Source organism: Falsiruegeria mediterranea M17 (assembly GCF_900302455.1).
Lineage (GTDB): Bacteria > Pseudomonadota > Alphaproteobacteria > Rhodobacterales > Rhodobacteraceae > Falsiruegeria > Falsiruegeria mediterranea.
Map to the genome: position 1 here is coordinate 18685 of NZ_ONZG01000002.1, position 23109 is coordinate 41793.

Below are 23109 nucleotides of genomic sequence, written 5' to 3' on the forward strand. Positions count from 1 at the left end.
ATCAGAAACCGGCGTTGATCGCCTGTGCTGCGTCGATCTTGTCCTGACCCACGTCGCCTGCAAATTTGTCCCAAACCGGCTTCATTGTGTCGACCCAGGCCTGACGCTGCGTGGCGTCCAGCTGACGGATGGTGCCGCCTGCATCAATGATTGCCTGCTTGGCCCCTTCGTTTACGGCAAAGGCTTCGCTGTTGCGGGTCTCTGTAACTTCGCTCAGGATGGTGGTGAACTGATCGCGCACGGCAGGATCCAGGCTGTCCAGCCAGTCGACCGAAGTCACGACCAGATAGTCGATGATGCCGTGGTTGGTTTCGGTCACACCGTCCTGAACCTCAAAGAACTTCTTGCCGTAGATGTTCGACCAGGTGTTCTCCTGCCCGTCCACAACGCCCTGCTGCAGCGCGCCATACACTTCCGAGAAGGCCATCTTCTGCGGCGAACCACCGATAGCTTCCATCTGGGCCACCAGAACGTCCGACGACTGAACCCGGAACTTCAGGCCGTTTGCATCGGTCGGCGCGACCAGCGGCTTGTTGGCCGACATCTGCTTCATGCCGTTGTGCCAGAACGCCAGTCCCTGCAGACCGCGGCGCTGCATGCTGTCGAGCATAGCCTGACCGTCATCCGAGGATTGGAACGCATCCACGGCTTCGATGTTCTTGAACATGAACGGCAGGTCGAACAGGCGGAACTGCTTGGTGAACTTTTCAAACTTCGACAGCGATGGCGCGGCAAGCTGCACGTCGCCCTGCAACATGGCTTCGAGCACTTTGTTGTCGTTATAGAGCGTGGAGTTCGGATAGACTTCCATGCACATGGTGCCGTTCATCTCGTCGTTGACGCGTTGCTCCAGCAGCGAAGCAGCGATCCCCTTGGGGTGCTTGTCGGTGTTGGTGACATGCGCAAACTTGACGACGATCTCGCCGTCATCACAGGCGGCGAAGCCAGCGGTGGCGGTGACGCTCAAGGCCAGTGCCGTCGCGGCGGTTGTTAGAAATTTCATCTGCTCTCTCCCTACAGATTGTCTGAACCAGATTGGCAAACGCCGAAGAACGGCGTGCTGAACGAAGTGAACCGACTCACGGGCAACAGCTCAACGATTTGTAGGGAACTGGCACAGCTACAGAGTTTTACCTTTTATTTTCATATCACTGCGAGAAAACCTGACGACTTCGAAAAACGCCGCTTTTTCCTGATGTGCGAATTTCCGCACATCCCGCCCGCCACTTGTGCGAAAAACCGCACAGGCAGACGAATCACCTTTCCGAATCACGGTGCCACAGGCCGGGCCCGACAGGGGTCGGCCTGCCCAGACAAAGTAGATATGCCCAAGTCTGTTCGGGCACATCTTTGATGTGATCCGCAGACGCGGGAGCGCCCCCTCTACCGGCGATAGTCCTCGGGCCGGATCCCATAACGGGTCAGCTTGTCATAAAACGTCTTGCGCGGCAGTTTCAGCACCTTGGCCGCCTCGGACGCCTTGCCGTTGTTGCGCCCAAGGGCAGACACCAGCAACGCCCGCTCAACCCGCGCCAACTGCTCCGCCAGACCCAGCTCTGCCGCCTGCGCCACATCCTCGGGCATGCCCAGAACAAAGCGCATCGCAGCTGACATCAGCGAGCGCGCGTTGCCAGGCCAATCCTGCGCCATGAGCGAGGCCAGATGGTCCGGCGTGATCTCGGGCGCGTCGATGCCCGCCTGCTCGGCGGCCTGCGCCACGTAATGTCGGAACAGGACCGGTATATCCTCGGGCCGCTCGGCGAGGGATGGGATGCGCACCCGCATCACATCCAGGCGATAAAAGAGATCGGCATTGAACACCCCCTGCGCCGCCAAGGCGCCCAGATCTGCAGTGGTCCCAGCCAAAATGCGCGCGCCTGCGCCCTGCTCGATCAACTCAAGCGCGGCGTATTGCGTCGCCTCGGGCATGGCCGAGACCTCATCAAGGAACAATGACCCACCCGAAGCCTCGTCACACAGCCGCGCAAACTCCTGTGCGCTCAGCCCGGCGGCGGGACGTTTGACAAAAGGACCCTGGCCTGCAGGCGACATCAGGTGCACCACCTCGGCCACCTTTGAAATGCCGCTCCCAGCCGGTCCGGTCACCAGCACCTCGGCCCCCGTGCGCGCAACCGACCGCACCCGCGCGCGTAACTCTTCGGATTGCGACGACGTGCCAAAGAGCATTCGCGCCGCCGGATCGCCGGTCTCCAGCTGCAATTTCAACGCCCGGTTTTCCAGCACCAGTGCTCGCGTGCGGCTGGCCCGCTCCAGCACCGCCAACAGATCCGAACTGGCACATGGTTTTTCAAGGAATCCAAACGCCCCCTGCCCCATGGCCTTGACCGCCATCGGGATATCGCCTTCTCCGGTCAGCAGGATCACCGGCAGCTCGGCATCCACCTCTTGCGTGTAGTCGAGCAGGTGAAACCCGTCCCGTCCCGGCATGCGGATGTCCGACAGGATCACCCCATCGAAATCGGGTCTGATGTGATCCTTGGCAGCCACAAATGACCCCGCCGTCAGCGCGTCATAATCTGCCAGCTCAAGCGTCTGCGACAGCGCCTCACGCACGGCGGCATCATCGTCGACCAGTAAAACCCTGCGTGTCATGCCGCCTGCTCCTTGCCAAAAGGCTCCAGTTCCACCGTGAACACCGCGCCCTGGTCCGTGTTGGCCCCGCGGATATTGCCGCCAAAGCTCTGTACCAACCCGTATGAGATCGAAAGCCCCAATCCCATCCCCTCGGAACTGCCAACCGCCTTGGTGGAATAGAAGGGATCAAAGATCTTTTCAGGCTCTTCAATCCCGGGCCCGGTGTCCGACACTATGACCTGCAACCGATCACCACCGTGAACAGCAATCTCGATCTGTTTGTTGTCGGCATCCGCCATGGCATCCACCGCGTTGTTGATCAGGTTGACGAACACCTGCCCCAACCGCACTTCGCCGCCCCAGGCATAGACCGGCGTCAGCGGGCGGGACCAATGCAGCGCGACACCTTCTGCCTTGAGGTGCGTGGCCGTCAGTTCGACGACCGTGTCAATCACGTGCACAAGATCAACCTTGCCCATCGGTTCGCTTTCGTTGCGGGCAAAGGCGCGCAGGTTCTTGATGATCCGGGCCATGCGCGCGGCCATGTCCGAGATGCGCCCCAGATTTTCACCCGCTTTCTCAGACCGCCCCCGATCCAGAAAGGCCGCACCATTGTCGGCAAACTGCTGAATCGCCATCAGCGGCTGATTGAGCTCATGGCTGATGCCCGCCGACATCTGCCCAAGTGCCGACAGCTTGCCCGCCTGCACCAGATCCGCTTGCGCGCGTTTGAGCGCCGCTTCGGCCTCTTCGCGCTCGGTCACCTCGCGGCGCAGTTGCACGTTGGTGTCCTGCAAGACCCGCGTTCGATCCGCCACGCGGCTTTCCAGATCCGCATTGGCCAAGGCCAACGCCCTTCGCCGTTCCGAGGCCAGGAACAGCAGTGCGCCAAACGCCAAACACAAGGCTGCCAAAGCGGCCGCCTGAAGTCCTGCGATCCGAGCTGCGGGGGCAACATCCACGATAATTTCGCCCGTCATGCCGATCTGAGGCAGGCTGACGGTGGTGTGCAGACCTGCGCGCGGCACATGTGGCCCCCAATTGAGCTGCCAGATCTCATGCTCGCCCACATCAACGGACGCAAAAGCAGGCGCATCGCCCGTGGCCGGGCCCAGACCGATCTGCCCCGCCTCGCGCTGCCAGAACAGCAGCTCGGGCCGGTTCGAGATAAAAACCTCTCCGGTGTCATCGGTGAAGAACACCGGCGGCAGCGAGCCACGCCATGTCTGTTCCACATCCTCCAGATCGGCGACCACGATCAGCACGCCGCGCACCGGACCGTCCGGCTCAAACGCGGGCGCGGCATAGAAATAGGCGCGTCGCCCGGTTTGGGGCATGACCTCGTGATGGGTGCCAAGCGCGCCCTGCAGTGCGCGTTCGAAATAGGGTGTCTGGGACAGGTCCTGCCCCGCCAACCCCTGGGCGGCGGCCAGCACTCGACCGTTGCGGTCGGCAAAGGCAACATCCAAAGCCCCGGTCTTGTCGGCAATTGCCACCATCAGCGTATTGGCCTGGGCCTGCATCTCGGGGCTGTTGTCGAGGCCGCGCAACCCGGGATGCGTCGCCGTCAGCACCGCAAGTTCCTGATAAATCTGCAACTGGGTGCTCAACCGGTCGCTGGCCAATGCCAGATCGGCCTCGGCCCTAAGCCCCAACTGATCCAGCGCCTGACGATAGCCATAGGTCCAGACGCCCGCGGCAAGGGTCGCCACCACGCCAAAGAACCCAACGATGATCCAGCTGCGCTGACGCCAATATCCCTTCATGTCCCTAGTCTTAGCAAAGCTGCTCTTGCATTGACCAGAGGCGCGCGGCACACCCGGGATATGAAGACCTTGCACCAAAACCCGACGGAACCGGAATTTGTCCAAGATCCCTATGCTTTCTACCGTGCAGCCCGCGCCGATGGGGATCTGCAGTATTGGGCCGACTACGACATGCCTGCCGCTTTTACCCATGACGCGGTGCAATGCATCCTGCGTGACCGCCGCTTTGGCCGCGAGGTTCCACCCGAGATGGCCAAGCCCGGTCCGGCGCACCTGGCCCCCTGGCTCGCGATCGAGGCGACCTCGCTGCTCGAAGCGGAACCGCCCCGCCACACGCGGCTGCGCGCGTTGGTTCTGCGCGCCTTTACCTCGCGCGCAATTGGTTCGCTGCCGCCAGACGTCGAAACCTTGTGTCATCACCTTATCGATCAATTCCCCAGCGACCCCTTCGACCTGCTCGACGCCTATTGCACCCAAGTGCCGGTGATCACGATCTGCCGTCTGTTGGGCGTGCCCGAGGAAATGGCGCCGGATCTGCTCAACTGGTCCCACGCCATGGTCGCGATGTATCAGGCCAGCCGCACACGTGAGACCGAGGACGCCGCCGCACGCGCCTCGACCGAGTTTGCGGATTTCCTGCGCGGCTACATCGATGAACGCCGCAGTGACCCCCGTGATGACCTGATCACCCGGCTGATCACGGCCGAGGAAGAAGGCGAGAAGCTGAACACCGACGAGCTGATCGGCACCTGCATCCTGTTGCTGAATGCCGGGCATGAGGCAACGGTGCATGCCCTGTCGAACGGAGTGAAGACCTTGCTCGAAACTGGTTCGGTCGACGCGCTCTTTGGCGATGCCCTGGACGAAACGGTCGAGGAAATCCTGCGTTACGACCCACCCCTGCATATGTTCACGCGCTATGCGTATGAGGATTTGCAACTCTATGGGCACGACTTCAAACGTGGTGATCAGGTGGCGCTTCTGCTGGGGGCTGCAAACCGCGATCCGGTGATTTGGACCGACCCGGACAGGTTTGACCCCAGCCGACACATCCAGACAAACACCAGCTTTGGCGGCGGGCTGCATTTCTGTGTCGGCGCTCCGCTCGCGCGTCTGGAAATGCGGATCGCCCTGCCGATCCTGTTTCAACGCTGCCCTGATCTGTCGCTGACGCAAGCGCCGGAGTACGCCAACACCTACCATTTCCACGGCCTCACCCGGCTAGAGGTGGCAAAGGGTTGAAATGACGGTGCTTCGCCCAAGCTATGGAGAAGAGCACCAAAACCGCATAGAGCGCCTGTGCCCACCCCAACCGATTTGAACCGTTGGCAAATTTCTGATGGTCGCCTGCTTGGCGACGAGATCGCCATCGTGCGCGGCTATTGCCAGGCCTTGGTGGGTATGGGCGTTCCGCTGGCGCGGGTGCGGGTGGCACAGCAGTATTCCAATCCGATCCTAAGCGCCTGAGGCATTATCTGGACGCCCCAGAACACCGAGAAACACGTTGTCCCGTCGACCATCCAGGACACCTCAGCCTGGGAGGGCAGCCCGTTCGAACATGTCATCACCACGCGCACATCCCTGCGCAAACGGATCATGGCCCTGGACCTGAGCCGGGAACACGACGCCTATGCCGAACTCGCGGCAGACGGGGCGACGGATTTCTTCGCGATGGCGCTGGAACATGGCGATGGATCGGTCCAAGGCTCCAGCCTGACGACGCATCATCCCGATGGGTTCAGCGACGCGGACATTCAGGCGTTTGAAGTCACGCGCCATGCGTTGGCCGCAGCGATGGAACCGATTGCGATGCGCGAATCTCAGCAGAGACTGTTGCGCACCTATCTGGGCGATGGTCCGGCTGTTGAAATCGGGGACGGCCACATCAAAAGCGGCGAGAACACCTCGGTTTCAGCAGCGATCCTGAGCGCCGACTTTGGCCCGGTCACATTCGGCAACATCGGCAGCCCCGACCGGTTGGATTACACCGTTTTTGGCCCGCCGGTGAACATGGCGAGCCGGGTGCAGGCGCTTAGCAAAGGCGTGAACCACCCGGCGCTGTTCACCTCAGCCCTGGCCCAGAACCCGCAGGCAAACACCTCCAGCATTGGACATCATGACATCCGCGGCGTCGCCGACCCAGTCGAACTGTTCCGCCTATAGCGGCAGCATCGTGGTTGATTTGATCTCTTCCATCGACAAGAGCGCTGTGACGTTGTGCACCCGCACCTCGGAAATGAGCGCCTGATAAAAGGCATCATAAGCCCGCGCGTTCTGCACCCGCACTTTCAGGATGTAGTCGATGTCGCCCGCCAGCCTGTGTGCCTCTTGCACTTCGGGGCGATCCCGCAGGGCTTTGAGAAAGGCTTTCTGCCACTCGGCCTCATGCTCGGACGTGCGGATCAGGACAAAGAAACAGGCCTCGAACCCAAGCGCCTCGGCATCCAGTTGCACGGTCTGCTGACCGATCACACCAGCACCGCGCAGCTTGCGGATGCGATTCCAGACCGGCGTCTTTGAAGACCCCACGCGAGACGCGATTTCGTCCAGCGACTGGCTGGCGTCGCGTTGCAGCTCAGCCAGAATTTTCCGATCTGTGTCGTCTATTCGTACCGACATTCCTGTTTTCCCTCTCATTCGAAACCGGCGTTCCGTTTCGCCGAACATCAAAAACGCTTGTCCTTATTTGATCGCCCATATGGCGCATTGTCGGGAATATTTCCTATATTGAGACCCAAGTCAAACACACCACAGGGACCAACAATGTCCACGACCACGCACCATATTACACAAGGCCACGTCGACTTTGTCGGCGCGGGTCCGGGTGATCCCGAACTGCTGACGCTGAAAGCCATGCGCGCGTTTGAGATGGCGGATGTGGTCATGCACGATCGCCTGATCAGCGACGATATTCTGGCGCTTGCAGGCAAGACCGCTCGTCTGGTCGATGTGGGCAAGGCAGGTTTTGGACCCTCGTGGAAGCAATCGGACATCGACGCGCTGCTGGTTGAAACCGCCCTCACCGGTGCCCGTGTGGTTCGGCTCAAGTCCGGCGACCCCACTGTCTTTGGTCGTCTGGATGAAGAGATTGAGGCGGTTGAGGCTGCTGGCGTCACCTGGCGCATCGTGCCCGGCCTGACAGCCGCGTCTGCCGCTGTTGCAGGCATCGGTCAGAGCCTGACACGCCGTGGTCGCAATTCCTCGGTTCGGTTCCTGACCGGCCATGACATGAAAGGCTTTGCGGATCACGACTGGGCCGCTTTGGCGCGATCGGGCGAGGTCGCAGCGATCTACATGGGCAAGAAATCGGCCCGTTTTATTCAGGGCCGCCTGATCATGCACGGTGCCGATCGCGCGACGCCCGTGACGCTGGTCGAAAACGCCTCGCGCCCTGATCAGCGCGTCCTGGTGACCACGCTGGACAAGCTGCCCACCGATCTGGCGACCGCCGAAATGGACGGCCCCGCCCTGACCCTATATGGCCTCGCGCCCCGCGACGCGGCGCAAGCCCTGACCCAATTGAACAAGGAATTTGCCTGATGGCCCGTGCCTTTTCCCCCAAGATCGTCACCGCCAACCACCTGCTGGAAGGTGACGTGATTTATCAAACCGCCGATGATCGCTGGTCGCGCCATATTTCCGAGGCCGAGCTGATCACCGACGAGGCGCATGCGCAGCTTCGGCTGCTGGATGCCTCGCGGCAGGCAAACGTGATCGTGGGGGCCTATCTGGCCGATGCGGTGTCCGGAGATAACGGCCCCGAACCCACCCACTTTAGAGAGGACTTCCGCCGTACCGGGCCGTCGAACTACGTGCACGGCAAGCAGGAAACCTCTACGCAGCCCCGGGCCTGATCGGCCCCTTCTCTCTCCCCTCAAAAGGCCCCATGTCCGGGGCTGCAACAAGGACAGCAAACCATGTATCGCTACTCCGAGTTTGACACCGCCTTTCTTGCCGAACGCAACGCTCAGTTCCGCGCCCAGGTCGAGCGCCGCATCGACGGCTCGCTGACCGAAGATGAATTCAAGCCGCTCCGCCTGATGAACGGCCTGTATCTGCAGCTGCACGCCTATATGCTGCGGGTGGCCATTCCTTATGGTACGCTCAACAGCGCGCAGATGCGCCAACTGGCCCTGCTGGCTGAAAAGTGGGACAAGGGTTACGGCCATTTCACCACGCGTCAGAACATCCAGTACAACTGGCCCAAGCTGAATGACGTGCCGGACATGTTGGACGCGCTGGCCGAGGTTGGCATGCACGCCATCCAGACCAGCGGCAACACCATCCGCAACGTGACCGCCGACCACTTTGCCGGTGCTGCGGCTGATGAGGTTGCCGATCCGCGCCCCTATGCCGAGCTGCTGCGCCAGTGGTCGACCGATCACCCGGAATTCCAGTTCATGCCGCGCAAGTTCAAGATCGCCATCACCGGCTCGGAAAACGACCGCGCCGTGATCAAGGCGCATGACATCGGCCTGCAACTGGTTGAGCGTGACGGTGTTCTGGGCGCCAAGGTCATCGTGGGTGGCGGCCTGGGTCGGACACCGATGATCGGCAAAACCTTGAACGAATTCATCGCCTTCGACGATCTACTGGCGTACCTCGAAGCCACCGTTTCCGTGTGGAACCAGATCGGCCGCCGCGACAACAAGTACAAGGCCCGCATCAAGATCACCGTGCACGAGCACGGCATCGACGACATCCGCGCCCGCGTGGACGAGCGTTATGCCCAAGTGCGTCCGCAGTTCAAAGGCGTCGACATGGCGCTGCTGGACGAGATCAAGACGCACTTTGCCCTGCCCACGTTCCGCGAGGCCTCCGTGGCCACGTTCGAAGGCGCCTATACCAATGATCCGGTCTTCCGCTCGTGGGTCGACACCAACATCGCGCCGCACAAGAACGCGGACCACGCGATCGTCACGATCTCGATCAAGAAGCACGGCAACACGCCGGGTGATGCGACCGCTGAACAGATGCGCGTGATGGCCGATCTGGCGCAGGAGTTCGGCTATGACGAACTGCGCATTAGCCACGAGCAGAACGTGATCCTGCCGCATGTCCACAAATCGGACCTGCCCGCGATCCATGCACGTCTGAAAGAGCACGAACTGGCCACCGCCAACATCGGTTTGATCAGCGACATCATCGCCTGCCCCGGCATGGATTATTGCGCGCTGGCCACGGCACGTTCGATCCCGGTTGCCGAAACCATCGCGACCCGCTTTGACGAGCTGAAGCTGGAACACGACATCGGCCACCTGAAAATCAAGATCTCGGGCTGCATCAACGCTTGTGGGCACCACCACGTGGGTCACATCGGCATCCTGGGCCTGGACCGGGCTGGCGTCGAAAACTACCAGATAACTCTGGGCGGCGACGGTTCTGAAAACGCCTCCATCGGTGAACGTGCTGGTCCCGGCTTCTCGTATGACGAGATCGTGCCTGCCATCGAGCGTCTGGTTTTTGCCTACCTCGACCTGCGCGACAACGCGGATGAGACGTTCCTGCAGACCTACCGTCGCCTTGGTTTGGCGCCGTTCAAAGCGGCCCTTTACCCCGAGGCACAGGCCGATGCCGCTTGACGAGATCCAGACGGAACTGGGAGCGGATCGTCAGGCCCTGACCGACAAGGTCGAGGCCCTGAACGGCCGCTACCGCCACCACAGCGCCACCGATGTCATGCACGGGGCGCTGACCCAGGCGGGCGACATCGCCCTGGTGTCCAGTTTTGGCGCGGAATCAGTGGTCCTGCTGCACATGGCGGCGGTCATCGATCAGTCGGTTCCAGTGCTGTTTGTGGACACTCAGATGCTGTTTGCCGAGACGCTGGTCTATCAGGCCGAGGTCGCGGAACGATTGGGGCTCAAGGATGTGCGCATCATCCGCGCTGATGCTGAGGATGTGGCCAAGCAAGACCCCTACGGTGCCTTGCGCCTGAGCGACACCGATGCCTGCTGCACGCTGCGCAAGACGATCCCGTTGCAGCGCGCCCTGGGTGGTTTTGACGGCTGGATCACCGGTCGCAAGCGGTTTCAGGCGGGCACCCGCGCCGCGCTCGACTTTTTTGAGGTCGAGGACGGAACCGGCCGGATCAAGGTCAATCCGCTGGCCCACTGGGCGCCCGAAGATGTGCGCGCCTACATGGAAGAAAACCGCCTGCCCCGGCATCCGCTGGTGGCCCAAGGGTACCCTTCAATCGGCTGTGTGCCGTGCACCTCGAAGGTCAAACCCGGAGAAGATCCCCGCGCCGGACGCTGGCGTGATCAGAACAAGGAAGAATGCGGCATCCATTTTGTCGACGGCAAGATGGTGCGCGTAGGAGATAAGACATGAACGTGATCGTAAGCGACGAGGGCTTTCAGCCCGACGACTGGACCGACGGCTTTGTCACCCTAGACGATGCCGCAAATGACGTGGTGGCACTGGATGTGGCATCCGACACCAACCCTGACGAATTGATCGACCGCCTGGGTGCGGCCAAGATGGTGCGGGTCGATTTCCCGTCCTTTGCCGATGGGCGCGGGTTTACCATTGCCCGTACCCTGCGATTGAAAGGCTTTACCGGACGCCTGCGCGCCAAGGGCCATGTTCTGGCCGACCAATACGCCATGGCGCGCCGTTCTGGCTTTGACGAGGTCGAGATCGATCAGGACCTGGCCAATCGCCAGCCCGAGGACCAATGGCTTGCCCGCGCCAACTGGAAAGACCACGATTATCAGGCCCGCCTGCGCGGATAATCCTGCGTCATAGCCAGCTTGTGAACCAAAGGGGGCCGTTTGCCCCCTTTTCCTGACTTGGATCAACGATTAAACGGAGTTGTCGGTTTAGAGCACCGGCAGATATAACGATGACAGAGATGAAATCCGTGACCGACGCACCCGCCGTTAAGGCCCCCGTTCTCCCCGACGCCCAGACCGTCACCGATGTGAAGCACTGGACCGACAGCCTGTTCTCCTTCAAGGTGTCGCGCCCTGCCTCGCTGCGCTTCCGCTCGGGAGAGTTCGTGATGATCGGCCTTTTGGGCGACAACGGCAAGCCGCTGTTGCGGGCCTATTCCATCGCCTCGCCGTCCTGGGACGAAGAGCTGGAGTTTTATTCGATCAAGGTACAGAACGGCCCGCTCACGTCAAAACTGCAGCACATCAAGCCCGGCGATCAGATCATCCTGCGACCCAAGCCCGTTGGCACCCTGGTGCATGACGCCCTGCTGCCCGGCAAGCGTCTGTGGTTCTTTGCAACCGGCACCGGCTTTGCACCCTTCGCCTCGCTCCTGCGTGAACCGCAGACCTATGAGGACTACGACGAGGTCGTCATCACCCACACCTGCCGCGAAGTGGCCGAGTTGGAGTACGGTCGCCAGCTGATCGAAAGCAACAAGCAAGACGAGATGCTGGCAGAACTGATCGGCGAAGGCTTTGCCGACAAGATCCGTTACTACCCGACCACCACCCGCGAAGAGAGCCCCAAGATGGGCCGGATCACCGATCTGCTGACCGACGGCACCGTGTTCAAGGATCTGGGCATCGACCCGATCAACCCGAAAACCGATCGCGGCATGGTCTGCGGCAGCCTGGCCTTCAACAAGGATATTACCGAAATCCTCGAAGGGTTCGGCTTGGAAGAAGGAGCAAACTCGGACCCGAAACAGTTCGTGGTTGAAAAAGCCTTTGTTGGCTAAGCCCCATATGTACTGAACTGAAACGCCCCCGGAACGAAAGCTTCACCACGAAAGCTTCATCCGGGGGCGTTTTGCTTGTAGACTGCCCTCCTTCGTTTTCGACATTGCGGGGCACAAGACATTCAACGCCGCCTGACCACCATCCTGATGGCCGACATGGCCGGATACAGCCGCCTGATCGAGGCGGATGAGGACGGTGTCCTGGCCCGGCAGCGCAGCTATCGCAAAACCCTGATCGACCCCACGATTGCCGAAGCGCACGGTCGTATCGTCAAGACCACAGGCGACGGGATGATGGTCGAGTTTACCAGCCCCCGCGCCGCCGTCACCTGTGCTCTGGCAATCCAGTCGGGCATGATCAAACACGAAGAAAACGAGCCGCACGACACGCGCATCCAATACCGCATCGGCATCAACATCGGCGATGTGGTGGACGAGGACGGCGATCTCTTTGGCGACGACATAAACGTGGCCGCACGGCTGGAACAGATGGCAGAACCGGGCGGTGTCTGCCTTTCGGACGCGCTGCATCAACTGGTGCACAGCCACCTGGATGTGGCGTTTGCCGATCTTGGATCACAAAGCGTCAAGAACATCTCGCGCCCAATCCGGGTCTGGCAGTGGACACCAATCGAACGCGAAAGATACAGCGACGCCCGAGAGCTGTCCCGCAGCCAGCAGATCGAATTCTGCGTCGCCCCCGATGGGGTTCAACTTGCCTATGCGCGTGTAGGCACAGGATCACCCGTGCTCAAGATGCCCAATTGGCTCAACCATCTGGAATACGACTGGTACGACCCGATACGGGGACCGATGTTGCAGGACATGGCCCGTGCCCACCAGTTCATCCGCTTTGATCAGCGTGGCAACGGCCTGTCGGATTGGGAGGCCGAGGACATTTCCGAAGACGCGATGGCGACGGATATCGAAACTGTTGTCAAAGCTGCGGGATTGGAACGGTTCGCGGTCTTTGCCGTATCGCAAGGCTGTGCCTTTGCAGTGCGCTATGCCGCAACTCATCCGGAACGGGTCCGCTGCATGGTCATGTACGGTGGCTATGCCCGTGGCAGCCTGCGCCGTGGAAAACCGGATCAGGAAGCTTTGCACGCTGCCACGACCGATGTCATTCGCGCCGGGTGGGGATCTGTCACCCCCGCCTTTCGGCACATGTTCACCGAGATGATGATGCCAACCGCAAGCGCCGCCCAGAAAGAGAGCTTTGACGAGTTGCAACGCGTCGCCTCCTCTCCGGAAAACGCGGCGCGTGTAAACGACATGAACGCGCGGTGTGATGTCAGCGATCTGGCACGTCAGATAAAGGTGCCAGTGCTGGTTCTCCACGCCGAAGGCGACAAACGCGTCCCCGTCGAAGAAGGCCGCCGTTTGGCCGCCCTGATCCCAGGCGCGCGGTTTCAAACTCTGCCCGGCGACAACCACATGCTGCTTCCCGGAACGCCTGCTTACGACAGTTTTAGTCGCAGTTTCCGCGAATTCATGGCAGAGCATCATGATTGACTGTAAAACATACATGATTTCGGCGGCTTTCAGCGATGATGCCGCTTGCAGAGCGGCCCGACGCAGTCTAAATTCCAACATCGAAATTCTGCCACTACCAAAGGAATGATCCCATAGCCCGCAGACCGCACAACGCGCCGCCGCAACGCGACACTGGCCCGCGCGTCAACGACAAGATCCGTGCCCCCGAAATCCGCCTGATCGGCGCCGATGGTGATAACGTCGGTGTGGTTCACCCCGCCAAGGCCATGCAGATGGCCGCAGACGCGGGTCTGGACCTGGTCGAAATTTCGCCCAATGCCAACCCTCCGGTCTGCAAGATCATGGACTTCGGCAAGTTCAAGTATGAACAGCAGAAGCGGGAAAGCGAAGCGCGCAAGAAGCAGAAGATCATCGAGGTGAAAGAGGTCAAATTCCGGCCCAACACCGACACGCATGATTATGACGTGAAGATGCGCAATGTGTTCAAGTTCCTGGAAAACGGCGACAAGGTCAAAGTGACCCTGCGTTTCCGCGGCCGTGAAATGGCGCACCAGAACCTTGGTCGTGAGCTGCTGGAACGCGTGGCTGCTGACGTCAAGGAAATCGGCAAGATCGAAAACATGCCGAAGATGGAAGGCCGCCAGATGATCATGATGATCGGCCCGCTGCCCCAAAAGTAAGCGACCGTTCCAATCTAAATTGAGGCGCCCCGTTGCATCCGCGACGGGGCGCTTTTCGTTTCACCCAAGAAAATCATTTGGTTTCAAGGGCTCTTTCCCCTAGGCTTTCGATATTCATAGCCGGAGGGGAGACCGGATGACCTACCGCATTATTTCTGCGGCGGTGCTGTGTGCCATGCTTGGCCCGCAGCCCTTGATCGCCCAAGACACGTCAGACACGGCCCAGGCCGAAGCCTCTGCCGATCAGGAGGCACAGACACTGCTGACGCAGGACGAACTGCAAGAGCTTGTTGGCCCTGTGGCTCTCTATCCTGACACTCTGCTCATTCAGGTTCTGGTGGCGGCGACCTATCCGCTCGAAGTGGTCAAGGCTGACCGCTTTGTTCAGGACAACAAGGAGGCGGAAGATCTGGAAACGCAGATCGAGGCGCAGGGTTGGGACGAAAGCGTTACCGTGTTGGCCACCGCCTTTCCGGACGTGCTGGCCGACATGGCGGTGCATGTTGAATGGACCGAAACCATCGGCACCGCGATGCTGGCCCAGGACGATGACGTGATGGCAGCAGTACAAGACATGCGCAAGATCGCCGAAGACGCTGGCACCTTGACCAGTGGCGACGAACAGACGGTCGAGGTCACGCAGGACGCGGGCGAAGAGACCATCATCATCCAGCCGACCGATCCCGAAGTGGTCTATGTCCCGCAATACGAACCCGAGACGGTCTATGTCGACGATGGATCTGACGTAGGCGATGCCGTGGTTGCTGGTTTGATCACCTTTGGCACCGTGGCGCTGATCTCAGAGATATTTGACGATGATGACCACTGGAACGATTATTGGGGCTGTCGGAATTGCGGCGGTTGGAACGGTAATCCGATCATCCGCAACCCGGACATCGACATTGATATCGACGGTGACGTGAACATCGGTGACCGCGACAACATTGGCTGGGACCCGGGCGACGAGCGCCGCGACAAGGCCCGCGACGAGATTGGCAAGCGCCGTGGCGACGGCGCGACAACAATGCCGGTCAAGAAACCCGATCGCGGCGACGAAATGCGCCAACGTCTGTCGAAAGAAACCGGAGCCGCCGATATCTCGCGCCCCGGTGCCGACCGCGATATTCAGCGCCCCGAACAGCGCGCGCCGGACGCTCGCCGGGATGCGGTGGACAGAACCAGAGCAAAAGTGCCTGAAGGGACAAAGCAGAAGGCCAAGGCCAAGGCGCAGTCACGCCCCAAACAAGCCGCGCGTCCCGCAGCCCCCCGAGCGCAGGGTGGTGGCAACCGCGGCGCCGCCATGCAACGGCGCGCCTCCTCTGGTCAGCGGGCCCAGGCAGGCGCCGCGCGTGGACACGCCTCACGTGGCGGCGGACGGGCAAGGAGATAAGTCATGAAAACCAGAACACTTTCCGCCGCCCTTGGCGCACTTGCCTTGTCCCTGGCCCTGCCCGTTCAGGCTGCTGAAAACCCGGCTGGGTTCGCCTCTCCGCAAGCGGCCCTGGACGCAATGATGGCCGCCGTCGCGGCACAGGACACGCAGGCCTTGCTGTCAGTCTTCGGCAACGATGCCGAAGAGCTGTTGTCGTCTGGCAACCCTGACCGCGACCAGCAAAACCGGCTAGAGATCCTGAACATGTACGGCGAAGGATATCGCTTCCTCCCGTCTGATGACGGACATGTCACGTTGCTGCTTGGCGCAGACAGCTGGCCGTTTCCCATCCCCATTGCACGAACAGATGCGGGCTGGGCTTTTGACATCGTAGCCGGCGAGGATGAGATCCACGCCCGCCGCATCGGCCTGAACGAGCTGGAAACCATCGAGATGCTGCAAGCCTATGTGGTGATCCAGGCCGAGTACCGCCTGACCGATCACGACGGCGACGGTGTGATGGAATTTGCCAGTTCGCTTCTGTCCTCTCCTCAAGGCCGGGACGGTCTGTTCTGGGCTAATGAAGATGGCCCGCTGGGGGAACGCATCGCGATTGCCTCGCTTGATGGCTACAATGACGGGCAGGACGATCAGGACCCCGAACCCTTTGGCGGCTACTACTTTCGCATCCTGACCGGACAGACCGACAACGCTCCGGGCGGCGCCATGGACTATCAGGTCAACGGACACATGGTGGCCGGTCACGCCATGCTGGCGGTGCCTGCAGATTATGGCAACAGCGGCATCACCAGCTTCATGGTGGGCGAGAATGGCATCATCTATGAGGCCGACCTGGGTGAAAACACGCTGGAGGCCACCCAATCTCTGACTTCGTTAGATCCTGGTCCCGATTGGGCACCTCTGGAGTAGCGGCGAAGATACGCCCGACATGCAGGTTTGACTTGACCCAAACAGCCGACCCGTGAACGATGGTTAAGCCGGGATAAAATTGCGACCCACTACAAAAATTTAGAACATTGTTCCGCACCGGTGATTTTGCATGGGAGGACCGCAAATGAATTTAAGACCTGATCCGACGTTTCACCCCTCGCCCAAACTCGCGATGGAAGCCCCGCCCGAGACTCTGGCGTTTACCTTGATGCTCAGTCCGGATTTCTCGCAACCTGACGGGTTGGCCGTGGTGAATGTGGACCCCAAGTCGGACGACTATGGCAAAATCGTTCACAAGGTGATGATGCCAAACAAGGGCGATGAGTTTCATCACTTTGGCTGGAACGCCTGCTCTTCTGCCCTGTCACCCTTGACCGGTCACGCCTTTCTGGAACGGCGTTACCTGATCATCCCTGGCATTCGTTCGTCGCGCATCTATGTGATCGACGTCAAGGAACCGCTTGAGGCCAAGATCCACAAGATCATCGAACCCGAAGAGGTGTTCGCCAAGACCGGCTATTCCCGTCCCCACACCATCCATTGCGGCCCCGAAGGCATCTATGTCTCGACCCTGGGGGGCGGTGGCCCGGATGGCACCGATGGCCCGCCGGGCATCTTCATCATGGATTGCGAAACCTTTGATATCATTGGCCGCTACGAAATGGACCGCGGTCCGCAGGACAAGCACTATGACTTCTGGTGGAACCTGCCGCGTGACTACATGGTCAGCTCGGAATGGGGTCTGCCGCCACAGTTCGAAAACGGCATCGTCGCCGAGGATCTGTTGAGCAACAAATACGGTCATTCGATCCACTTCTGGGATCTGCGTGCACGTAAGAACGTCCAGACCATCGACCTGGGCGAAAATCACCAGATGGCGCTGGAAATCCGGCCTGCCCATGACCCGGTCAAGCAATATGGGTTCTGCGGCGTGGTGGTCGACACCACCAACCTGCAAGGCGCGATCTTTACCTGGTGGCGCAAAGATGATGGCACGTTCGAGGCTAAGAAGACGATCACCATTGACCCGCAACCGGCTGATCCCGATGACCTGCCGGACCTGCTCAAAGGGTTCTCGGCCGTGCCGCCGCTGGTCACCGACATCGACCTGAGCCTGGATGACAAATACCTCTATGTCGCCTGCTGGGGCACCGGTGAGATGCATCAATACGATGTCTCGGACCCGATGAACCCGACACTAGCGGGCAAGGTCGACATCGGCGGCATCGTCAAGAAAACCAAGCACCCGAATGGTCAGGACTTTGGCTATGGCCCGCAGATGGTCGAGATCAGCCGCGATGGCAAGCGGGTCTATTGGACCAACTCGCTCTATTCCACCTGGGATGATCAGTTCTATCCCGGCGAACGCGGTGCCGCGATGGTCATGGCAAATGTGGGCGAAGGCGGCGGGTTGACCCTGGACGACAATTTCTGGGTCGAATTCCCTGATGGATATCGTTCACACCAGATCCGGCTTGAGGGCGGAGACTGCTCGACCGACAGCTTCTGCTACCCATCCGTCTGAACCCGGAGTTTAAGGTTTGGAATCGATCATGACGACAACGGCTGGCCTTTGGCTGGCCGTTGTTCTGAGCGGGCTTTATCACGGCCTGAACCCCGGCATGGGCTGGCCCCTGGCGGTGTCCTCGGCGTTGATGGAGCAACGCCCGCGTGCGCTATACGGCGCTTTGGGTGCTCTGGCGATTGGGCATTTCCTGGCGATGCTGGTGATCCTGCTGCCGTTTTCGCTGATGACGCTTCTCTTAGATTATGAACGCCAACTCCGACTTGGGGCGGGGGTCATCGTTGTGGCCCTTGGCCTCTGGCTGCTGATCACGCGTAAACACCCAAGGTTTCTGTCCCGCATCCCGCCCACGCAATTGGCGCTATGGTCGTTCCTTGTGGCGCTGGTTCATGGCGCGGCGCTGATGCTGGTGCCGATCTACCTGGGCCTTTGCCGGATTGAAGAGCTGGACGCAGGCCACCGCGCTGCGGCGGACTTGATGGGGCGCAATATGTTGCTGACACTGGGCGTGGCTGTGGTTCACACGGCTGCGATGATCATCGCTGGCGGCGGGTTGGCCGTCGCTGTGTATCGTTGGTTGGGTTTGCAATTCCTGTCACGCACTTGGTTCGACCTCGAAGCCATCTGGGCGCTCAGTTTGATCCTGGTGGGCGGCATCGGTATCTACACCGCCCTGCCCATCTAGGCGACGTCGCGTTCGCCCTGCCACCATTTGATGGCATCGACATAGTCAAACAGCAAAGAGATCAAGTCGACAGCCAAGAGCAAAAGCAAAACCTGAAGATAACCGCCACTGACCCCGCCTTGCAGCTGCCCAGAAATCACTCCCAACAGGGGTGTCCAAAGAAGGATATGAGGAAACGCCATAGCTTTCGAAAAACCCCGCTCGAACAGCAAGATCGGCAGATTCAAAACCATGCCACCAATTGCCAACACGGCAATCGTCACGCCGCCCGGTTGCCCCAGAAACGCTAGTGGCAGCAGGTTCACTGGCATCAGGATCACCCCAACCCAGATCTGTACCCATAGTGGGAGCCTGCGAAAACTGGCCCAGATTTCGGTGATCATGGCACGCTCTCTCATGGCAAAAGCCGCGCAGTTTCCCGCGCGGCTTTCTTCAAATTTGGCAAAGCTCACCCGCAGGCAGCAACCGCCCGCTTGGTCATCACGCCAACCAGATGCGCGCGGTACTCTTTCGAGCCGTGCAGATCTCCGATCATATTGGCGGGGTTGATGCTCAAATCCATCAGCGCATCGCCGCTGAAGTTCTTGTTCAGCGCCTCTTCGGCCTCGGACCAGCGGAACACGCCATCCTCGGACGCACCGGTCACAGCCACCCGCACGCCGTCGGCGTATTTGGCGACATAGACACCCACAAGCGCAAAGCGCGAGGCTGGTTGGACGAACTTCTGATAATTCGCCGCCTCAGGGATCGGGAACCGGACCGAGGTCACGATCTCTCCCTCATCCAAGGCTGTGGTGAACATGCCCTGGAAATAGTCGTCCGCTGCAATTTCACGCGCGTTGGTCACAATCGTTGCACCAGATCCAAGCGCCGCTGCCGGATAACAGGCCGACGGATCATTGTTGGCCAGAGAGCCCCCACAAGTGCCGCGATTGCGCACCGCCGGGTCACCGATATGGCTCGCCAGATCTGCGAGTGCCGGGTAGTGCGCGCCTGCCTCAGCTGCGACAGTGGCGTGGGTGGTCCCGCCGCCTATGCTCACAGCGCCATCCTCGGCGCAGACGCCCTTCATCTCAGGAATTGCCGCCAGCGACACCAGTTTGCTGGGTGATGCCAAACGCTGCTTCATGGTCGGGATCAGCGTCTGCCCCCCACCCAACGCCTGAGCGTCTTCAGCCCCAAGTGCTGCAACCGCATCTGCGATCGTGCTGGGCTGTTCATAGTCGAAATTGTACATTTCGGTCCTCCTTCAAGAAGTTCGGGAAACGCCCCTTCTTCTTGCTGAAATAATTCCGAGGGGTGCCAGGGATTGACCCCTTGCACCCACTCTCTCAACTCAACCGTTCATCGCGGCCCAGACACGGGACGGCGACACCGGCATGTCGATATGGCCGATGTCCTTGCCCCCCGATTGCAGCGCATCGATCACCGCGTTCACCACCGCAGGCGGTGAACCAATGGCCCCGGCCTCGCCACAGCCTTTGACCCCAAGCGGGTTGTGGGTGCAGGGCGTCTGGCTGGAATGGTCCACGGTATAGAACGGAACGTCATCAGCGCGCGGCATAGCGTAGTCCATGTAGGACGCGCTCAGCAGCTGGCCGTTGTCGTCATAGACGCAGTTCTCCAGCAGCGCCTGACCGATACCCTGACCGATCCCGCCATGCACCTGACCGTCCACGATCATCGGATTGACGATGTTGCCAAAGTCATCCGCCGCCGCGAACCGTTCGATGGTGACCTTCCCTGTTTCCGGATCGACCTCGACCTCGCAGGCATAAGCGCCAGCGGGATAAGTGAAGTTCGCCGGATCATAGAAGGCGGTCTCCTCCAACCCCGGCTCGATGTCTTCGAGCGGGAAGTTGTGGGGGACGTAGGCCGTCAGCGTGACATCACCCCAAGCGACCGATTTATCGGTGCCCGCAACGGTGAATTGGCCGTCTTTCAGCTCGATATCCGCGTCGGATGCTTCGAGCAGATGCGCCGCGATCTTCTTGGCCTTATTGATGATCTTCTCGGTCGCCCGAACCATGGCCGAACCGCAGACCGCGAGCGAACGCGAGCCATAGGTGCCCATGCCAAACGGGATCTTTGAGGTGTCACCATGCACGATCTCGACCTGACTTTCGTCAATGCCGATCATCTCGGCCACGACCTGCGGGAACGCAGTCTCATGCCCTTGACCGTGACTGTGTGCGCCCACCATGACGCTGATCGAGCCGGTGGCATTCACCCGCACGGTTGCCGCGTCATACAGGCCAGCCCGTGCGCCCAACATGCCAACGATGTTTGACGGCGCGATGCCGCAAGCCTCGATATAGCAGTTGACGCCCAAGCCCCGCAGCTTGCCATTGGCCTCGCTCTCGGCCTTACGCGCGGCAAAGCCCGCGATGTCGGCGGCCGCTTCCAGCTTGTCCATGGTGCCGTTGTAGTCGCCGGTGTCATAGGTCAGCGCCACAGGCGTGTCATAGGGGAACTCGGTGATGAAGTTCTGACGACGCAATGCGATTGGGTCGACGCCCAATTCACGCGCGGCTTTGTCGATCACCCGCTCCAACTGGAACGTCGCCTCGGGGCGACCCGCGCCGCGATAGGCGTCAACCGGCACAGTATTGGTGAACATCGCCTTCACGTTCACCTGGATCATCGGGGTCTTGTAGTTCCCCGCCATCAGCGTGCCGTGCAGCCAGGTCGGAACCGAGCTGGAGAAGGTCGACAGGTATGCGCCCATGTTGGCATGGGTGTTGGTGCGCAGACCGATAAAGTTGTTGTCGCCGTCCAACGCCAGTTCGATGGTGGTCACGTGATCACGCCCATGGGCATCCGACATGAACGCCTCGGACCGGCTGGCCGTCCATTTGACCGGACGGTTGCAGGCCTTGGCCGCAAAGGTCACAAATGCCTCTTCCGCGTAGTGGAAGATCTTGGTGCCAAACCCGCCGCCCACATCCGGGGCCACAACACGGACCTTGTGCTCGGGCAGACCCAGCACAAAGGCGCACATCAGCAGGCGGATCACGTGGGGGTTCTGCGAGGTGGTGTAAAGCGTGTGCTCATCCGTGCCACGGCTGTAATCACCCACGGCGACGCGCGGCTCCATCGGGTTGGCAACCAAACGGTTGTTCACCAGGTCCAGCGTCGTCACATGCGCCGCATTGGCAAACGTGTCGGACACAACCTGTTCGTCGGTTTCCCCCAGCACCCAGTCATAGCAGATGTTGGACGTCAGATCGTCGTGTACCTTGGTCGAACCCTCGGCAGCTGCCGCTTTCATGTCCACAACTGCGGGCAGTTCAGCGATGTCGAGCTCGATCGCCTCGGCCGCATCGCGCGCCTGTTCCAGCGTCTCGGCCACAACGGCCGCAATCGGGTCGCCCACATGGCGAACCTTGCCTTGCGCCAGGATCGGGTGTGGCGGCTCCTGCATTGGCTCACCATTGCGGTCGGTGACCTGCCAGCCGCAGGGGATGCCGCCCACGCCTTCGAAATCGGCGCCGGTAAAGATGCGCACGACGCCGGGCATGCCGGCGGCGGCCTCGGTTCCGATGCTGTTGATGGTTCCATGCGCAATATCAGAGCGCAGGAAATACACATGGGCCTGCCCATGTACGTTGATGTCGTCGGTATAATTACCCTCGCCGGTCAAAAAGCGCACGTCTTCGCGGCGCTTTGAACTGGCTCCGATGCCGCTGTCTTTGGGCATAGCTTGTTCTCCTCCCTGGATACCGGATCGGGCACCATAGCCCACCGGTCATAGCTCCGGGCGCATCTCCTCGAATTCGCCCGTGCCGGAAATTCGCTTGTGCTTATTCGGCAGCGATTGCGCCGACGTCCTGACCCGATGCCGCCATGATCGCCTTGACGATGTTGTGGTAGCCGGTGCAACGGCAGATGTTGCCTTCAAGATGCGCGCGCACCTCGGCCTCGGTCGGTTTGGGGTTGTCCTTCAGCAGCGCGGCTGCGGACATCACCATGCCGGGCGTGCAGAACCCGCATTGCAGGCCGTGGTGGTCCTGAAACGCCTGCTGGATCGTGTTCAGCGTCCCGTCCGGGGCCGCCTGCCCCTCAATCGTGGCAACCTCGGCGCCGTTCGCCTCCATCGCCAGCATGTTGCAGGATTTCACCGCCTCACCGTTCACATGGACCATGCACGCACCGCATTGCGCCGTGTCGCATCCCACATGTGTGCCGGTCAGTGACAGGTGATCCCGCAGAAAGCTCGACAGCAGCGTGCGGCCTTCGACCTCACCGCTGGCAGTCCGGCCATTCACGGTCATCGTGACCTGTGTCATTCGTCTCTCCCCTTTTGGCTTATCTAGCTGGGGAAGAGTTAAACACGGGTCCAAGCATTTGAGAACAAAAA

Annotated in this window: 23 protein-coding genes; 15 read left to right on the forward strand and 8 right to left on the reverse strand. The window is 60.6% G+C overall.

The annotated features are described in order from the left end of the window. Position 1: 1 nt before the first annotated feature. From TRM7615_RS03370 to TRM7615_RS03380, 3 genes are all read right to left on the reverse strand, one after another. Positions 2-1003 (reverse strand): DctP family TRAP transporter solute-binding subunit, encoded by a 1002-nt coding sequence (locus TRM7615_RS03370; protein ID WP_108785512.1) that lies wholly within the window; start codon positions 1001-1003, stop codon positions 2-4. A gap of 380 nt (positions 1004-1383) precedes the next feature. Continuing rightward, the gene (locus tag TRM7615_RS03375; protein ID WP_108785513.1) at positions 1384-2613 is read right to left on the reverse strand and encodes a sigma-54-dependent transcriptional regulator; all 1230 of its coding nucleotides are present in this window, start codon (positions 2611-2613) and stop codon (positions 1384-1386) included. After that, positions 2610-4361 (reverse strand): sensor histidine kinase, encoded by a 1752-nt coding sequence (locus TRM7615_RS03380; RefSeq protein WP_108785514.1) that lies wholly within the window; start codon positions 4359-4361, stop codon positions 2610-2612. Before TRM7615_RS03380 ends, TRM7615_RS03375 begins: the two co-directional genes overlap by 4 nt. Positions 4362-4421: 60 nt before the next feature. Between TRM7615_RS03380 and TRM7615_RS03385 the strand changes: the two genes are divergently transcribed. The 3 genes from TRM7615_RS03385 to TRM7615_RS03390 all read left to right on the forward strand — a co-directional run bounded on the left by TRM7615_RS03385 (position 4422) and on the right by TRM7615_RS03390 (position 6524). Further along, positions 4422-5603 carry a cytochrome P450 gene (locus tag TRM7615_RS03385; RefSeq protein WP_108785515.1) on the forward strand — a complete coding sequence of 394 codons (1182 nt, stop codon included), beginning with the start codon at positions 4422-4424 and terminating at the stop codon, positions 5601-5603. 57 nt (positions 5604-5660) lie between these two features. Then, positions 5661-5828: a hypothetical protein gene (locus TRM7615_RS25430; protein ID WP_165821356.1), complete on the forward strand. Its 168-nt coding sequence runs from the start codon at positions 5661-5663 to the stop codon at positions 5826-5828. A gap of 129 nt (positions 5829-5957) precedes the next feature. Further along, positions 5958-6524: an adenylate/guanylate cyclase domain-containing protein gene (locus TRM7615_RS03390; RefSeq protein WP_108785516.1), complete on the forward strand. Its 567-nt coding sequence runs from the start codon at positions 5958-5960 to the stop codon at positions 6522-6524. On the opposite strand, the gene TRM7615_RS03395 is transcribed toward TRM7615_RS03390, so the two are convergent. Beyond that, entirely contained in the window at positions 6519-6980 is a 462-nt protein-coding gene (locus tag TRM7615_RS03395; RefSeq protein ID WP_085795215.1) for an Lrp/AsnC family transcriptional regulator, read from the reverse strand. The genes TRM7615_RS03390 and TRM7615_RS03395 overlap by 6 nt on opposite strands. A 144-nt stretch (positions 6981-7124) precedes the next feature. Between TRM7615_RS03395 and cobA the strand changes: the two genes are divergently transcribed. The 12 genes from cobA to TRM7615_RS03455 all read left to right on the forward strand — a co-directional run bounded on the left by cobA (position 7125) and on the right by TRM7615_RS03455 (position 18749). Beyond that, on the forward strand, positions 7125-7901 hold the full coding sequence (cobA, locus tag TRM7615_RS03400; RefSeq protein WP_108785517.1) for a uroporphyrinogen-III C-methyltransferase: 777 nt from the start codon (positions 7125-7127) through the stop codon (positions 7899-7901). After that, on the forward strand, positions 7901-8215 hold the full coding sequence (locus TRM7615_RS03405) for a DUF2849 domain-containing protein (RefSeq protein WP_108785518.1): 315 nt from the start codon (positions 7901-7903) through the stop codon (positions 8213-8215). The genes cobA and TRM7615_RS03405 overlap by 1 nt, the downstream gene beginning before the upstream one ends. Positions 8216-8278: 63 nt before the next feature. Continuing rightward, entirely contained in the window at positions 8279-9943 is a 1665-nt protein-coding gene (locus tag TRM7615_RS03410) for a nitrite/sulfite reductase (protein WP_108785519.1), read from the forward strand. After that, positions 9933-10694, forward strand: coding sequence for a phosphoadenylyl-sulfate reductase (locus TRM7615_RS03415; RefSeq protein ID WP_108785520.1), 762 nt, complete (start codon positions 9933-9935; stop codon positions 10692-10694). The genes TRM7615_RS03410 and TRM7615_RS03415 overlap by 11 nt, the downstream gene beginning before the upstream one ends. Beyond that, positions 10691-11098 (forward strand): DUF934 domain-containing protein, encoded by a 408-nt coding sequence (locus tag TRM7615_RS03420; protein ID WP_108785521.1) that lies wholly within the window; start codon positions 10691-10693, stop codon positions 11096-11098. The genes TRM7615_RS03415 and TRM7615_RS03420 overlap by 4 nt, the downstream gene beginning before the upstream one ends. A 110-nt stretch (positions 11099-11208) precedes the next feature. After that, positions 11209-12039, forward strand: coding sequence for a ferredoxin--NADP reductase (locus TRM7615_RS03425; protein WP_108785522.1), 831 nt, complete (start codon positions 11209-11211; stop codon positions 12037-12039). A 147-nt stretch (positions 12040-12186) separates the two neighbouring features. After that, a complete protein-coding gene (locus tag TRM7615_RS03430) occupies positions 12187-13554 on the forward strand; it encodes an alpha/beta fold hydrolase (protein WP_268877542.1) in 1368 nt (455 codons plus the stop codon). Positions 13555-13754: 200 nt separating this feature from the next. After that, the gene (infC, locus tag TRM7615_RS03435) at positions 13755-14216 is read left to right on the forward strand and encodes a translation initiation factor IF-3 (protein WP_235820351.1); all 462 of its coding nucleotides are present in this window, start codon (positions 13755-13757) and stop codon (positions 14214-14216) included. 136 nt (positions 14217-14352) lie between these two features. Next, complete coding sequence (locus TRM7615_RS03440) at positions 14353-15606, forward strand: DUF3300 domain-containing protein (RefSeq protein WP_108785524.1); 1254 nt, start codon at positions 14353-14355, stop codon at positions 15604-15606. Between the two features lie 3 nt (positions 15607-15609). Beyond that, a complete protein-coding gene (locus TRM7615_RS03445) occupies positions 15610-16518 on the forward strand; it encodes a DUF2950 domain-containing protein (RefSeq protein WP_108785525.1) in 909 nt (302 codons plus the stop codon). 145 nt (positions 16519-16663) lie between these two features. Next, positions 16664-18064 carry a selenium-binding protein SBP56-related protein gene (locus tag TRM7615_RS03450; protein WP_108785526.1) on the forward strand — a complete coding sequence of 467 codons (1401 nt, stop codon included), beginning with the start codon at positions 16664-16666 and terminating at the stop codon, positions 18062-18064. Between the two features lie 28 nt (positions 18065-18092). Next, complete coding sequence (locus TRM7615_RS03455; RefSeq protein WP_181892931.1) at positions 18093-18749, forward strand: hypothetical protein; 657 nt, start codon at positions 18093-18095, stop codon at positions 18747-18749. On the opposite strand, the gene TRM7615_RS03460 is transcribed toward TRM7615_RS03455, so the two are convergent. The 4 genes from TRM7615_RS03460 to TRM7615_RS03475 all read right to left on the reverse strand — a co-directional run bounded on the left by TRM7615_RS03460 (position 18746) and on the right by TRM7615_RS03475 (position 23038). Then, positions 18746-19132, reverse strand: a complete 387-nt coding sequence (locus TRM7615_RS03460) for a hypothetical protein (protein WP_108785977.1) — start codon at positions 19130-19132, stop codon at positions 18746-18748. The two genes, TRM7615_RS03455 and TRM7615_RS03460, sit on opposite strands and share 4 nt — an antisense overlap. 65 nt (positions 19133-19197) lie before the next feature. Continuing rightward, positions 19198-19986: an FAD binding domain-containing protein gene (locus tag TRM7615_RS03465; protein ID WP_108785528.1), complete on the reverse strand. Its 789-nt coding sequence runs from the start codon at positions 19984-19986 to the stop codon at positions 19198-19200. 99 nt (positions 19987-20085) lie between these two features. Then, on the reverse strand, positions 20086-22449 hold the full coding sequence (locus TRM7615_RS03470) for a xanthine dehydrogenase family protein molybdopterin-binding subunit (RefSeq protein ID WP_108785529.1): 2364 nt from the start codon (positions 22447-22449) through the stop codon (positions 20086-20088). Between the two features lie 103 nt (positions 22450-22552). Beyond that, on the reverse strand, positions 22553-23038 hold the full coding sequence (locus TRM7615_RS03475; RefSeq protein ID WP_108785530.1) for a (2Fe-2S)-binding protein: 486 nt from the start codon (positions 23036-23038) through the stop codon (positions 22553-22555). Between the last annotated feature and the right edge of the window lie 71 nt (positions 23039-23109).

Excerpts from the sequence above, each read along its gene's own strand:
- TRM7615_RS03375 (WP_108785513.1), bottom strand. The coding sequence starts at position 2,613 with ATGACACGCAGGGTTTTACTGGTCGACGATGATGCCGCCGTGCGTGAG.
- TRM7615_RS03410 (WP_108785519.1), top strand. The coding sequence starts at position 8,279 with ATGTATCGCTACTCCGAGTTTGACACCGCCTTTCTTGCCGAACGCAAC.
- TRM7615_RS03440 (WP_108785524.1), top strand. The coding sequence starts at position 14,353 with ATGACCTACCGCATTATTTCTGCGGCGGTGCTGTGTGCCATGCTTGGC.
- TRM7615_RS03415 (WP_108785520.1), top strand. The coding sequence starts at position 9,933 with ATGCCGCTTGACGAGATCCAGACGGAACTGGGAGCGGATCGTCAGGCC.
- TRM7615_RS03390 (WP_108785516.1), top strand. The coding sequence starts at position 5,958 with ATGGCCCTGGACCTGAGCCGGGAACACGACGCCTATGCCGAACTCGCG.
- TRM7615_RS03385 (WP_108785515.1), top strand. The coding sequence starts at position 4,422 with ATGAAGACCTTGCACCAAAACCCGACGGAACCGGAATTTGTCCAAGAT.
- TRM7615_RS03475 (WP_108785530.1), bottom strand. The coding sequence starts at position 23,038 with ATGACACAGGTCACGATGACCGTGAATGGCCGGACTGCCAGCGGTGAG.
- TRM7615_RS03455 (WP_181892931.1), top strand. The coding sequence starts at position 18,093 with ATGACGACAACGGCTGGCCTTTGGCTGGCCGTTGTTCTGAGCGGGCTT.
- TRM7615_RS03420 (WP_108785521.1), top strand. The coding sequence starts at position 10,691 with ATGAACGTGATCGTAAGCGACGAGGGCTTTCAGCCCGACGACTGGACC.
- TRM7615_RS03470 (WP_108785529.1), bottom strand. The coding sequence starts at position 22,449 with ATGCCCAAAGACAGCGGCATCGGAGCCAGTTCAAAGCGCCGCGAAGAC.
- TRM7615_RS03395 (WP_085795215.1), bottom strand. The coding sequence starts at position 6,980 with ATGTCGGTACGAATAGACGACACAGATCGGAAAATTCTGGCTGAGCTG.
- TRM7615_RS03465 (WP_108785528.1), bottom strand. The coding sequence starts at position 19,986 with ATGTACAATTTCGACTATGAACAGCCCAGCACGATCGCAGATGCGGTT.
- TRM7615_RS03445 (WP_108785525.1), top strand. The coding sequence starts at position 15,610 with ATGAAAACCAGAACACTTTCCGCCGCCCTTGGCGCACTTGCCTTGTCC.
- TRM7615_RS03460 (WP_108785977.1), bottom strand. The coding sequence starts at position 19,132 with ATGATCACCGAAATCTGGGCCAGTTTTCGCAGGCTCCCACTATGGGTA.
- TRM7615_RS03425 (WP_108785522.1), top strand. The coding sequence starts at position 11,209 with ATGACAGAGATGAAATCCGTGACCGACGCACCCGCCGTTAAGGCCCCC.
- TRM7615_RS03405 (WP_108785518.1), top strand. The coding sequence starts at position 7,901 with ATGGCCCGTGCCTTTTCCCCCAAGATCGTCACCGCCAACCACCTGCTG.
- TRM7615_RS03450 (WP_108785526.1), top strand. The coding sequence starts at position 16,664 with ATGAATTTAAGACCTGATCCGACGTTTCACCCCTCGCCCAAACTCGCG.
- cobA (WP_108785517.1), top strand. The coding sequence starts at position 7,125 with ATGTCCACGACCACGCACCATATTACACAAGGCCACGTCGACTTTGTC.
- TRM7615_RS03430 (WP_268877542.1), top strand. The coding sequence starts at position 12,187 with ATGGCCGACATGGCCGGATACAGCCGCCTGATCGAGGCGGATGAGGAC.
- TRM7615_RS03380 (WP_108785514.1), bottom strand. The coding sequence starts at position 4,361 with ATGAAGGGATATTGGCGTCAGCGCAGCTGGATCATCGTTGGGTTCTTT.
- TRM7615_RS03370 (WP_108785512.1), bottom strand. The coding sequence starts at position 1,003 with ATGAAATTTCTAACAACCGCCGCGACGGCACTGGCCTTGAGCGTCACC.